Origin of the sequence: Profundicola chukchiensis (genome assembly GCF_029664245.1) — a bacterium.
Lineage (GTDB): Bacteria > Bacteroidota > Bacteroidia > Flavobacteriales > Weeksellaceae > Profundicola > Profundicola chukchiensis.
The window spans coordinates 97,039-112,440 of sequence record NZ_JANAIE010000001.1; the positions used below are offsets into that span (position 1 = coordinate 97,039).

Consider the following 15,402-nt stretch of genomic DNA (forward strand, 5'->3'; position numbering starts at 1 on the left):
TTAAAACTAAATGCATCATTGATAATTTAATTATAAATTATGCATTCCTCAACAATAAAACACCCTAAGTCTTAACACACCTAATTGTTTTAAATTGAACTAATTAAGAAATCTCGACAAAAAAATAAACTTTCTTAAAATATACTTTCCGCAAAGGAATTAACTAAAAGCGCCAATGTTTTGTTAAAAATCCAATAAAATTTAACATTCGTAAAAAATAATTTTCTAAATCGGCTCATCTCTTAAATTATCATATTCTCAAAATATAGCAAAGCATATATCGAATTCAATAAATATATTTGTTTTATACGTATATATCCATATATTTGATAGTTCACAATTAAAACTTTTATATTATGAAGAACTTTTACTTCTGGATGTTAACGGTGGTCAGTAGCACGTTAATGTTTTCAGGAACTAACAACTTTACGTTTGAAACCCAGACCAAGGGTTGGTCTATGTTTCAAACGCGGGCATTTGGTCCAGAAACAGCATTTAAATACGATGGTAACTTCAACCATGTGTTTTATGCGAATAACTCGGCAACTTTAGCTGAACCTTATTGTACCCCTGAAGGAACTAATTCTGGTAGGTACATTAATAACTTTACTACTAGTCCAGGAATTTCTAATTTAAACTCTGGTTTTTCTGAAGGTGGTTATGGTGAGTTTAATTCGATGACAGTTTCTCAAGGAAGAGGTGAGTCAGTAAATTTCACTGCAGGTGTAAATGGTGGTACTGCTGGATTCAGAATTTGGGTTGATTGGAATCAGGATGGTGTATTTGATACTTCCACAGAAGTAGCTTATGCCTCTAATGGTTATTTAGACAATCATGTAGGTTCCTTTACGGTCCCTACTTCTGCTCTAACAGGACAGACTACAATGAGAATAGTTAGTCATTGGCTAAGTTCTACTGGTAATATCGATCCATGTGAGACTGGATTTACTTATGGTGAGTTTGAAGATTATACATTTAATGTAACTACAGAAGCAGTTTGGGATTGTCCAAATCTTCAAGCTAACATTGGAGATTCTTGTGATGATGGTGATGCAACAACTTCTAATGATACTATTAACGAAAACTGTGAATGCGAAGGTATTCCAGCTGCTACGAATGATGAAGCATGTACTGCTACGACATTAGCATGTGGAGATGTAATTACGCAAACTTTGATTGGAGCAACGGAATCTGTAAATGATAGCTGCTATGGCTCGGGCACAAGTGATGTATGGTTTACATTTACTTCAGATGGTTCTCAGATATATACAGTAGCAGAGACTTCAAATTTTGACGCAGTTGTTCAACTTTTTGTTGGTGATGATTGTGGAAATTTAGTACAAGCAGCTGCTTGTAAAGACGGTCCAGAAAACTTTACCGTAACAGAAGCTGGAACTTATTACTTCAGGGTAAGACCTTATTACTCTAGCGACAATGCTGGAACGATTGTAGTTGGACTTACTTGTGTTGATTATGATTGTCCAACACTACAGGCTAATATTGGTGATACATGCGACGATGACAATCCAGACACTTTTAATGATGTTGTAAATGAAAACTGTGAGTGCGAAGGAATTATTCCTCCTGCAGGATCTACACAGGAAAACCCTATTGAATTAACATGTAACGATGACCCTTCAACGCATTCATCAACTACGAGCATTGCAACGAATACTACAGGTTGTTCAATGGGAAATAAGGGTCTCTGGTTCTCATTTGAAGGTACTGGTGGAGATATTACTGTAAATTCTTCAGCCACTTTCGATCACGAAATGTCTATTAATTTTGAGGTTTATGGGGACTTGGTAAGTATAGTGTGTAGAGATCTAGCACTTTCTGGTAACACGGAAACTTATACGATTGAATCCACAGAAATAAATCAAACGTATTTAGTATATGTGGCTCACTATGGTTCAAATAACACTACAACTGGTGATATAACCATTGGTATTGAATGTGCGAGTCCACCAGTATTATGTAACGATGTGGACGCTGGAGTAGCTAGCTCTAGCAGTAATGAAGTTTGTGCAGGCCAATCATTCACCTTAACTTCAGAAGGCAGCACAATGGATGAGGAGAACATTACCGGACTTTCAGGACAGTGGCAAGTCTTGATAGATGGTGAATGGACAGACATTGCAGGCGCCAACAGTACATCTTATACAGTTCAAGATGGTATTAATGCACCAACATCTTATCAGTTTGTTGTAAATTGTTCTGAAGGTAATTCTGATACTTCAAATGAAGTTACTTTAAGTATTAATTCAAATATAAATGAATGTTATTGTGATGTGAATTTCTCCAATGCAGTTGAACCAATTACTTATGTTGGATTTGCTGGAATTGATAACACTTCGGATGCAACTATCGACGGAAGTCCAGCTTGGGAGGATTTTACAGCCCAAACAGCTTTTGTAAACGCAGGCAATGAATATGCTATTGAAGTTAAAGGAAATACAGATGGTAATTATACATCTAGAGTAGTCGTTTATATAGATTGGAATCAAGATGGTATTTTTGATAATGCTGCAGGTTCTAATGAAATGTATTCACTTCCAGATATTATAAGTTCAACTGGTGAAGATGATATTAGTTCTGAAGGAATGATTGCAGTACCTGAATCGGCAATAGCTGGTAATACGCGTATGCGAGTTATTAAGAGATTTCTTACTGTTCCCACTCCTTGTAATACATCAGGATATGGTCAAGCAGAAGATTATACTGTTAATGTGAGTTCGGAGGAGCCAGTAGAATGTGAATCTCCATTAGGAATCACCGTTAATGATATTACAGAAAGTTCTGCCAATATCACTTGGTCACCAGCTAATGATGGTGATAATATGTGGGAGATTTCTCTTGTTACTGGAGGTTTAAGCGCAGATGAAGGTATGATAGATACAGTTTCTGAAACACCAATGTATGATGCAATGGGATTAGATTCAAGTACCACTTATAGAGTTTATTTACGTACTATCTGTACAGATGCTAGCAGCGAGTGGGAATATAATGGGGAATTTACAACTAATGAAGCAACTCCTGAATTCGACTGCCCTGAATTACAAGCTAACATTGGCGATAGTTGTGATGACAGTGATGACACAACAGAAAATGATGTTGTTACAGAAGACTGTGAGTGTGTTGGTACGCCAATCATTGTTGAACCTGAATTCGACTGCCCTAGCTTGCAAGCTAATATTGGCGATAGTTGTGATGACGGTGATGACATGACAGAATATGATGTTGTTACAGAAGACTGTGAATGTGTTGGTATTCCAATCATTGTGGAACCTGAATTTGACTGTCCTGAACTACAAGCTAACATTGGCGATAGTTGTGATGACGGTGATGACACAACAGAAAATGATGTTGTTACAGAAGACTGTGAATGTGCTGGTACGCCAATCATTGTTGAACCTGAATTCGACTGCCCTAGCTTAGAAGCTAACATCGGAGATAGTTGTGATGACGGTGATGACATGACAGAAAATGATGTTGTTACAGAAGACTGTGAATGTGTTGGTACGCCAATCATTGTGGAACCTGAATTTGACTGTCCTAGCTTACAAGCTAACATTGGTGATAGTTGTGATGACGGTGATGACATGACAGAAAATGATGTTGTTACGGAAGACTGTGAGTGTGTTGGTACGCCAGTTGAACAAAATGATATGGATGGAGATGGTATTCCAGATGATATCGACAACTGTCCTAGCGTTTACAACCCAGATCAAGCTGATGGAAACGGCGATGGTATTGGTGATGCTTGTGAGGAATGTGACGTTCCATACATGGTAGAATTAGCTAGAACTAGCCCTACAACGGCTACCTTCAATGCTGGTAACTCTGTGTGGCATTATCAAGGTTCTGCGAACAGAGCAGGTAGACCATTACGCCCTTATCCAATGTATGGTATGAATGACATGACCGTTCCGCATACGCAGTATGCTTTGGTTCCTGCATTTGAATACGATGTTTGGTTGAGAACAATCTGTGATGATGGATCATTTAGCCCTTGGGCAGGTCCTTACTTCCTTCCAACCTTCGAAACAGGCGCTAGAAGGACTCCAAGAATGGACATTACGCCTAACCCTGCTATTGCAATCGTGAAGATTTCTAAAGTAGAGGCTAAAACTATCGAAGTATTTGATATGAATGGTGGACATGTGAAAACATTCAACACCAATGACAATCAATTTGATATGACAGGACTACCAACTGGTAAATATAACTTAAGAGTTATAGATACAGAAGGTAATATCCACTACGATCAAGTGATTAAAAAGTAATTATTATTAACCCTTAAATAGATAAATAAGCCGCTCAATGAGCGGCTTATTTTTTTGTATAAACTTAAATGCTTTTTGACTATAATTTAAACCCAACCCTAATATATAAAGTTTTAGCACAAAAGTTGGAGGAGGTTGAATTAGACTAATTTACCGTTTATACAGCATTCCTTACCGTTTATACAATATTTCTTGCCGTTCATACAATTTTCACACAAGTTTTAAACTAATTTGATAATTTAGTGTTACTAACAATTAAAACTTAACACAATGAAAAATTTTTACTTCTGGATGTTAACTGTATTTTATAGCACGTTAATATTCAGCTCTCCCAACAATTTAAATTCTGAACATTCATCCCCTGATGAAACGTGGTATCAGACTAAAGCTTTTAACCTAGACACCTCCTTTAACTATGAAGGTAAGTTTAACAATGTCTTTTATGCTAACAATTCTGTGAACCCAGAATATTGTGATGTATCAATTAGTATTATTCACCCAATAACACTAGTTAGCTTTGGGGACATCAACAACTCAACTGCTGCAGACTCAACCGTTGGCTATGAAGACTTCACCCATTTATCTACAGAATTATCCCTATTAGAAAATGTTGAAATTACTCTTAAAGGCTATACCGATTCATCGAATGGTTATTTTGCTTTTATTGATTGGAATCAAAATGGCATTCTTAATGATCCAGGTGAATGGTATTGGTTAGGGGGCCATGGTCCTAGCTCCGGTGAGGATGACATTTCCCAAATCACTTCATTTCAAGTCCCTATAGATGCCTTGCCAGGAGTTACACGTATGCGTATAATTAAATATGCTAGAGGGAATTTTAGTGGCAATCCTTGCGGCCGCCATTATGATCGAGGACAGATAGAGGATTACTCTATAATAGTAACAGAAAATATTATGTGGGAATGCCCTAACTTGGAGGCTCAAATAGGCGATGCGTGTGATGATGGCGATCCAAATACAAACCATGATACAGTAACGGAAGACTGCCTATGTGTAGGAGAACCAGCCCCAATTAATGATGATTGTATAGATGCAATACCATTAACCTGTGGAGATAGATGGATTCCTGGGACAACTTATGGAGCAACATATAGCGAACTCGGTAACATGTCTTGCCAAAATGAAGTAGGTCAGGATGTTTTCTACAGTATAGATGCAGTTCCAGGGATAACTTATCACATAGGAATAAGTCGTCAAACACTAGGATATAGAGCAGCTATAGCTATTTATTCGGGGACATGTGGTGATTTAACTGAAATAGGTTGTAGCTCTGGTTCTTATCCTGAATATTATGATTTTTATGTCGATGAACCTTCAACAATTTATGTTAGAACTTTCGATAGGTCTTATAATAGCCAAAGAGGGGACTTTACTATTTCATTAAATTGTTCGTCAAATTACACCTGTCCTAACTTACAAGCTAACATTGGCGATAGTTGTGATGACGGTGATGACACGACAGAAAATGATGTTGTTACGGAAGACTGTGAATGTGTTGGTACGCCAATCATTGTTGAACCTGAATTTGACTGTCCTAGCTTACAAGCTAACATTGGTGACAGTTGTGATGACGGTGATGACACAACAGTAAATGATGTTGTTACAGAAGACTGTGAATGTGCTGGTACGCCAATCATTGTTGAACCTGAATTTGACTGTCCTAGTTTACAAGCTAACATTGGCGATAGTTGTGATGACGGTGATGACACAACAGTAAATGATGTTGTTACAGAAGACTGTGAATGTGTTGGTTCGCCAATCATTGTGGAACCTGAATTTGACTGTCCTAGTTTACAAGCTAACATTGGCGACAGTTGTGATGACGGTGATGACATGACAGAAAATGATGTTGTTACAGAAGACTGTGAATGTGTTGGCACGCCAGTTGAACAAAATGATATGGATGGAGATGGTATTCCAGATGATATCGACAACTGTCCTAGCATTTACAACCCAGATCAAGCTGATGGAAACGGAGATGGTATTGGTGATGCTTGTGAGGAATGTGACGTTCCATACGATGTAGTTCTAAACAGAACGAGCCCGACGACAGCTACATTTACTGCGGGGAATACCGCATGGCATTATCAAGGTTCTGCGAACAGAGCAGGTAGACCATTACGTCCTTATCCAATGTATGGTATGAATGACATGACTGTTCCGCATACGCAGTATGCTTTGGTTCCTGCATTTGAATATGACGTTTGGTTAAGAACAATCTGTGATGATGGATCATTTAGCCCTTGGACAGGTCCTTACTTCCTTCCAACCTTTGAGACAGGCGCTAGAAGAACTCCTAAAATGGATTTAACGCCTAACCCTGCTATTGCAATCGTGAAGATTTCTAAAGTAGAGGCTAAAACTATCGAAGTATTTGATATGAATGGTGGACATGTGAAAACATTCAACACCAATGATAATAAATTTGATATGACAGGACTACCAACTGGTAAATATAACTTAAGAGTGATAGATGCAGATGGTAATATCCACTACGATCAAGTGATTAAGAAGTAATTAGTATTAACCTTTAAATAGATAAATAAGCCGCTCAATGAGCGGCTTATTTTTTTGGGATTTACCTTTAAATACGTTTGTACAGCCATAAGGATAATCTCTCTATAAACAACTATCCCTGGTAATCTGCACAAAATAAAATACTCAAAATATCCAAAGCCCTTGAATAATATTTATTTTGAGCAAATAATATTTAAATAATTTTTATAATAGTTCATTTATTATTATCTTTAAGGTATCAACTACTCAAAAAACTTATTTTTATGAAAAAACATTCCCACTCTTTACTTGACTTGCTATTCCTATTGATTACAAAATAATTCAATAAGCATTATTTACACTTACAGCCAAGCATGAAACTCAAAAGTCTATATTAACTTTCTGAGGAAGTATATGAATGTGAACAACAAAACTATTAAACCTTTTAAAAACGAGTGTTTTCTGTCTCTAGTTCAGAAAATTAACTGAAATGTGAATATTATTCACATCATTAAAAGCTCAAGGCTAAATGGCGCTTAAAGCGTATATCAATCTATCAATATTTTTGATCAAATATTCTTTAGAATTTTTGATACGATGAAAAGATTATTATTTGATAGATTAATATGACTAAACCGAAATTCAAATAAACTAAATTAGGAAACCATTCATTATTTCCCTTATAGTTGAATTTGAAAATCAATTTAGAATTTTATAGCAACACTGCTATTGTATTAGGCTTGATTTCTATTTTGGCAATACTTGTCTTATGGAAATACTCTTCAATAAAAAAAACACAATCTACTCATTATCAATAATTAAAAATTAAAATCATGAAAAAGTCTATATTATTAATTCTTGCATTTCTAAGCTTTCAACTTAGTGCTCAGATGACTACAGCCCAGCTAGAAACAAGGCCTGAAGTTTCGTTAGAAATGCAAACACAAATACAGCAGGCATTAAGTAATTCTACGGCGATTAATCCTCATACCAACAGAACTATGACATATACATATGTTGGTTCATTTCAAACCGATGCTGGTCCGAATTGGACAACTAATCCAGATGTATATAGTGGTGTAGAAGCCGCTGCTCAAATTTTTGGCGGCAATCCATCGGATTATGCTATTTCTACAAATTCTAATACGACAGATCCTAATACTATTACCCATACAGCATGGGCAAGCATTTGGGGAATAACAGGTTGTCACGAAGTTGCAGAAGATTATTCTTTAGACCTAGGAAATCCTGGCTATAATGATCCAGGAGGAGCCAATACAGCTACCTCGTCTTATGTTGATGACAATTGCACCTCTAATAACATAAACCATGTTTGGCTTGTCAACCATACTCCTTCAAATTCATTCATCACCACTTGGCAGACAACATCAGATAATGAATCCATTACAATTCCCACCACAGGAAGTGGATATAATTATAATATAGATTGGGGGGATGGAGATACACAAACAGGTCTGTTAGGAGATGCAACACATACCTATTCAACTGCTGGGCTTTATACGATTGAGATTAGCGGAGATTTTCCACGTATTTATTTTAATAATACTGGTGATAAAGATAAAATTATGTCAATTGAACAATGGGGAGATATTAACTGGACTTCCATGGAAAATGCGTTTACGGGATGTAGTAATTTAATTAGTAATGCCTTGGATATGCCAGATCTTTCAATGGTAACTAATATGAAAGGCATGTTCGGTTATGCAACTTCTTTTAATGGTGACGCGAATATAATGAATTGGGATGTTAGCAATGTAACTAATATGCATGGTATGTTTGGCGGAGCCTCTAATTTCAATGCTGACATAAACAATTGGAATGTGGAAAACGTGAGCAACATGAAGCTTATGTTTAGCTATGCAACTTCATTTAATCAAGATTTAAGTTCATGGAATGTTGGAAGCGTTATAAATATGGATAGTATGTTCCGAGGCGCTACCGCTTTTGATCAAAATATAGGCAATTGGAATGTCACCAACGTAGTAAACATGTCGAACATGTTGAAGGGCGCTTCTCTTTCAACCGAAAACTATGACGCTTTATTGATTGGATGGAGCACTCAATCTCTGAATAACGGAATCGATTTTCACGCTGGAGATAGCATGTATTGCTCAGGTGAAGATGCAAGGCAAGAAATTATAGACAATTTTGGATGGACTATCACAGATCTTGGCTTAAATGAAGGTTGTACCTTAGAGCCATGTGGAATTCCCTATGATGTGGTGCTAACAAGAACTAGTGGGACAACGGCTACCTTTATGGCTGGTAATACAACTTGGCATTACCAAGGATCTGCCAATAGAAGCGGTAGACCTTTACGCCCTTACCCAATGTATGGCATGAACAACATGACAGTTCCGCATACACAATATGCTCTTGTACCTGCCTTTTCATATGATATTTGGTTAAGAACTATTTGTGACGATAATAGTTTTAGTCCATGGGCTGGACCTTTTTCTTTACCTACATTTGAAGGAAACATCACTAAAGTTTCTTCCATGAATTTATCCCCTAACCCAACCGTTTCAATGGTTAAGATAAATAAAGTTGACGCTCGAACTATTGAAGTATTTGACATGAGTGGCACACATATTAAAACTTTTATTACTCAAAACAATCAATTTGATTTAACCGGCTTACCAGTTGGAAAATATAACTTAAGAGTTATAGATGCAGAAGGTAATATCCACTATGATCAAGTGATTAAAAAGTAATGAGTATTAACCTTTAAATAAATAAAAACGCCGCTCAATGAGCGGCTTTTTTTGTTTACAACTTAGGGTCAACTTGAAGAACTCAATAATATGTCAAAATAACTTTGAACCGAATATAAACCTAAAACTTCACGCACTAACGAATACCGTTTAAACAGCATTTTGAGCACTTTATACATCATATCCTACCGTTTAAAAAGTTTTCTTAAATCGACGATGCATAAGTTATAACTTAGCCTATATACTTTAAATAAAAGTTCATGAAAACAATTCAACTACTCAGTTTGAGCCTCGCATTAGCTGTAGGCTCCACAAATTTGGTAAGTGCTCAGCATTCACCATTGGATCAGATGCCAAAGCCCGGTACAAATGCATATAAAACAGCTAAGAAAAATGGGGATTTAAATGCATTTCAACCCCAATCTATTCCCTCATTACAGAAAAATAATATTTCTAGTCAGGGATTACAAAGTCCAGCCATGGACAATATGTCTGTAGGATGTTATATTCCACATGATATAAATACCTATACCATGATTCCTATGAATGACGATGACTCATCCGATGAAATAATTTTACCTTTTACATTTAATATGTATGGCACGGAATACACTTCAGTGTTTGTAAATAACAACGGAAACATAACATTTGATGAAGAGTTCTCTAATTACACAGCGGATGGTTTTCCTATCGAAACGCCTATGATAGCACCATTTTGGGCAGATGTTGATACAAGAGGGACAGGATCGGACGCAGTTTGGTATAAAGTTACTCCACATGCTTTGTATGTGAATTATCCAGGAGTTGGATACTATGATTCAGAAGACGACAAACTCAATACATTTCAAGTGATTATTACTGATGGCACTGACCCAGTAATTGGCATTGGGAATAATGTAGCTTTCTACTATGGAGATATGCAGTGGACAACAGGAGAGGCTTCCGACGGTATCAATGGATTTGGAGGAACACCATCAACGGTGGGAGTTAACAGCGGAGATAATGTTAACTTTTTTCAAATTGGAAGATTTATTCAACCTGGAGATACTTTCAATGGTGCTTATGATATGAATGGTGGTGTAGACTGGTTGGATAATAAATGTTTCATTTTTAATGTAGATTCAGAAAGCACATCCAACATTCCACCTTTATTATTAAACATTTCCAGCACTTCTGAAACCATTTGCGAGGGCGAAAGCAAAGATATAAACTTCAGTTTTATCGGTCCAGAAGCAGGACAAGTAATTGCAATTAACCTTGTTGATCCTTCAAATACAGGTAGTTCAATCATTACAAGCATGGAAGGTGACTCAACCAATGGCATTTTAACTTTAACAGGAGCAACCGCTGGCACTTATAACCTACAATTAGTTGCAACAGATAATGGAGTACCATCTGAATCGACTACGGTTAATATTGAATTAATTATTGAGAATTGCGAGGTAATCGATTGTCCCGAGTTAGGTATAAGCATAGGCGATGCATGTGACGATGGCGACGACAACACTGAAAATGATGTTGTTACTGCAGATTGCGAATGTGCTGGTACACCAATCGTAGTTGAGCCAGAATTTGATTGCCCTAGCCTACAAGCTAACATTGGTGATAGTTGTGATGACGGTAATGACATGACAGAGAATGACGTAATAACTTCTGACTGTGATTGTATTGGTACGTCAGTAGAACAAAATGATTCGGACGGAGACGGCACTCCAGACAATATCGACAACTGCCCTAACGTTTACAATCCTGATCAAGCTGATGGGAACGGAGATGGTATTGGCGATGCTTGTGAAGAATGTGGTCCTCCATATATGGTAGAATTAGCAAGAACCAGTGGCACTACTGCTACATTTAATGCTGGTAATTCCGTATGGCACTACCAAGGTTCTGCCAACAGAGCAGGCAGACCACTACGTCCTTACCCTATGTATGGCATGAATGATATGACTGTTCCACATACGCAATACGCTTTGGTCCCTGCATTTGAATACGATGTTTGGTTAAGAACTATATGCGATGACGGAAGTTTTACATCTTGGACAGGACCTTACTTCCTGCCTACATTTGAAATGGGCTCAAGAGTTAATTTATCCATGAATTTATCCCCTAACCCCTCTTCATCTATTGTGAAAATATCGAAAGTAGATGCTAAGTTGATTGAGGTTTACAACATGAATGGCACACTCTTAAAAACATTAACACCTTCTGAAAATCAATTTGATTTAACTGGATTACCTGTTGGAAAATATAACTTAAGAGTTATTGACGCTAATGGAAACACCCACTACGATCAAGTGATTAAAAAGTAATTATCATTAATTTTTAAATAGCTATAAGCCGCTCAATGAGCGGCTTATTTTTGTTTTTATGAAAATTAACTTGATTTTAAAAAATATAAAACCAATATAATATGCAAGCCAATTATTCTTTACCACTAATTCCGATTTTAACCGAGTTATGATTTTGTGTAAGTATCAAAAAAATAATTTTCCACTGGATTAAAATTATTGATGTTGAAATTATAAGCATTGAAGTATAAAATCATCATGGACTTTCATCATTATCCATAACAGATCCAATATTAAATATTAGTTTATCTGTATTATTTTCAGGTAACTCTTATAATGAAAATTATAGATGTTATGGGAAAAACTTATAAAGAACAAATCAATAAGAATTAAAGTTTAAAAAAAACCTAGATGTTTCAATATTATTTATATCTCAAATCAAATGAATTCTACTGATAATCAGCGCTAAATTTTGTTATAATTATTATAAATTCCTAAATTAGAACATTATTAACCAATAAATTCATAATTATGAAGAAATTTACTTTTTTTCTCTGTGCAATCTTCCTATCTCTTATAGGATATGCACAGAATTCAGAAACATTTACAAACCTTGACAACGCTTCAGGTGGTGGAAATGGAATATCAAGTTCATATCAAACATGGACGTGGATAGGAGACAATGGTGCAACATGGGAAGCTACAGATGCAAGAAAAGATCAAAATATTGATGGAAAAGCAATCACTGTTCGAGATGGAAGTTTAACCACAACGATTTCTGGAGGCATTGGTAACTTAACGCTTACAACCCAACGTAAATTTACCGGTGGCTCAGGTAATTTAACCGTTTTAGCCAATGGAGAGGTTGTAGGAACTTTTGCGTACGGTGATTCTGAGCAAACCAATACAATCGCCGGAATTAATCTATCGGGTAATGTAGCCTTAGAAATACAGACTCCAGGTAATGGTGATAGAGTGGCTATGGACAACTTGAATTGGACAAATCCCATTGATAGTCCAGATTATGACTGCCCAAGTTCACAAGCCAACATTGGCGATAGTTGTGATGACGGAAACCCACTTACAAATAACGATACGATTAATGAAGATTGCGAATGTGTTGGTACACCAGTAGACGTTGGTAATCTATGCGGTTTTGAGAATTTTGATAATGCTGATCTTTCAGGGTCATATGAAGATGGTAGCTTTGTAGGAAATGATAATATCACTTGGACTTATATAGAAGCTAGAAGTGAATCTGCAAATTCTGATACTGATGTTAATGCACTACTTGATGGAAATGCAATCATATTAAGAAACTCAGATACTGGTAGTAAGATTTACTCTAGTACTATTTCTGGCGGAATCAGTAGGTTCTCTGTTAAATTATATAAAGCATTTACTGGTGGCGGAGATAGACAAGTGGAACTATTTATTAACGGAGTATCCTATGGAAATTCAACAGTATTTGATGATTATAATGAACACATCTTTACAGTAGATGATATTGATTTGGCGGGTGATTTCACCTTAGAAATTAGAAATACTACAAGCAAACAAATCATTATAGATGATATTTCATGGACTTGCTTTGAGGATGAAGGAGGACCAGCTGATTGTGAAGCTCCAGATACGCTTGAAGTAAATAACATTACTGAGAACAGTGTTGACTTAATTTGGAGTGGAGGAAGCATTGAATATCATTGGCTCGTTGCCTATGGAGAATCTCCTTATACACCTTCCGAGGAAGATGGAGAACTAGTTTATGGTTTTATTGACTACGATTCAACGAATTTTATGACACATTCTTTAGGAGAGTTGAATCCTGGAACCCAGTATGATGTTTATGTAAAAACAATGTGCGAAGAATCATGGGATAATTTAAGTGATTGGATTCAAACATCCTTCACAACTGAAGCTCCAGCACAATGTTTAGCTCCACAATCAGCAGAAGCTTCTGACATTACTCCTCATACTGCTAACATATCATGGACTGGCGGTAGCGCTGCTGAGGCATGGATTATTGCTTATGGCGTAGCACCTTATACTCCAATGGAAAGTGATGAGGAACTGGTAATAGGTAATGCACAATATTTATTGGAGAGATTAGAGGCTGATACAGAGTATGAGTTTTATATCAGAACAGCTTGTGATGAAGATCTTGAAAACTTAAGTGATTGGCTATTTATTACGTTTACAACGGAAGCAGCAGAACCTTGTTTAGCTCCTGAAACTATTGATGTTACAGAAATCACTGAAACTTCAGCACAAGTTTCTTGGTCTGCAGGTAGCCAAGAATATTGGTTTGTTTCTTATGGAGAGTCTCCTTTTGAGCCTTCAGGAGATGTTACGATGGTTAGCGGTAACCCAAGTATTAGTTTAGATAATTTAGAGCCTGGAACAAGCTATGATGTGCATATTCAATCAATTTGTAATGATTTTGACACCGCAAGTGAGTGGACCACTGTAACATTCACTACAACAAGTACAGAACCTGAGCCAGAAGAATGTGATATACCTTATGGTGTTGCATTAAATAGAATTAGCCCTACGAGTGCAACATTTGTTGCTGGAAACTCAGTTTGGCATTACCAAGGTTCTGCAAATAGAGCAGGTAGACCATTACGTCCATATCCAATGTATGGAATGAATGATATGACAGTTCCACATACTCAACATAGACTTGTTCCTGCATTTGATTATGATGTTTGGATTAGAACAATCTGTGAAGACGGAACGTTTAGTCCATGGGCAGGGCCATTCTATCTTCCAACGTATGAAGATGCGTCTAGACGTACACCAGACATGATTCTTAGCCCTAACCCAGCTGTTGCGATGGTAAGTATCTCTAAAGTGGATGCTAGAACCATTGAAGTGTTTGATATGAACGGAAGTCATATTAAAACTTTCAATACAAAAGACAGTCAATTTGATGTAACGGGATTACCAACTGGTAAATATAACCTAAGAATTATAGACGCTGATGGTAGTATACATTATGATCAGATGATCAAGAAGTAAAATTATAGTTTAATCTTTAAATTTAAGAAGCCGCTCATTGAGCGGCTTCTTTATTTATATTATTTTTTATTAAAACACCTTTAAATATAATTTATATAGTTGTTCTGCTTTAAGCTAGTTTTGACCTTTTCACTAATTTGGAGCCCTTCATAAGCTTTGTGATAAAATGATAAATAATAACCTCATAAAATGAAGAATCAGTCTTCGTGAGTTCAATTAAGAACTAAATTAAATTTGAAATAAGAGCCTTAAATGATTCTTAAGAAAACGCAGAAACATTAAGTAGCCATATTTATACCTACTAGATTTACTACAAAGGCATTATCAACTATTCTTTACTAACGCATGTACTTAACAAATAATGTATTCATACCTATTTTTACCTAGGATCAGACAATACGCATAGAGACTATAGCTATTCCTTATTCTAAAATTTAAAGACTTGGACTTCCTTTATTAAGAAAGCGAATACTTACAGGACTCACTATTTTCTAACTAGCAAGATTAGTACTACCTAAGTTACATACAAGATTAAGAATATTGTCCTCCAAA

At 36.3% G+C, this 15,402-nt stretch carries 5 protein-coding genes and 2 pseudogenes; all 7 read left to right on the top strand.

What is annotated here, in order from left to right; translation table 11 throughout:
* Positions 1-677 precede the first annotated feature (677 nt).
* Positions 678-2,717 (top strand): annotated as a pseudogene (locus NLM59_RS11920) (GEVED domain-containing protein); the annotation flags it as partial.
* A gap of 945 nt (positions 2,718-3,662) precedes the next feature.
* Positions 3,663-3,773, top strand: a pseudogene (locus NLM59_RS11925) (thrombospondin type 3 repeat-containing protein); the annotation flags it as partial.
* Between the two features lie 297 nt (positions 3,774-4,070).
* A complete protein-coding gene (locus NLM59_RS11930; RefSeq protein ID WP_407986202.1) occupies positions 4,071-4,286 on the top strand; it encodes a T9SS type A sorting domain-containing protein in 216 nt (71 codons plus the stop codon).
* Between the two features lie 270 nt (positions 4,287-4,556).
* Entirely contained in the window at positions 4,557-6,824 is a 2,268-nt protein-coding gene (locus tag NLM59_RS00405) for a T9SS type A sorting domain-containing protein (protein WP_304415757.1), read from the top strand.
* Between the two features lie 812 nt (positions 6,825-7,636).
* Positions 7,637-9,538, top strand: coding sequence for a BspA family leucine-rich repeat surface protein (locus NLM59_RS00410; protein WP_304415758.1), 1,902 nt, complete (start codon positions 7,637-7,639; stop codon positions 9,536-9,538).
* A 260-nt stretch (positions 9,539-9,798) separates the two neighbouring features.
* Entirely contained in the window at positions 9,799-11,850 is a 2,052-nt protein-coding gene (locus NLM59_RS00415; protein WP_304415759.1) for a nidogen-like domain-containing protein, read from the top strand.
* 510 nt (positions 11,851-12,360) lie between these two features.
* Complete coding sequence (locus NLM59_RS00420) at positions 12,361-14,850, top strand: fibronectin type III domain-containing protein (RefSeq protein ID WP_304415760.1); 2,490 nt, start codon at positions 12,361-12,363, stop codon at positions 14,848-14,850.
* The last annotated feature ends 552 nt before the right edge of the window (positions 14,851-15,402 follow it).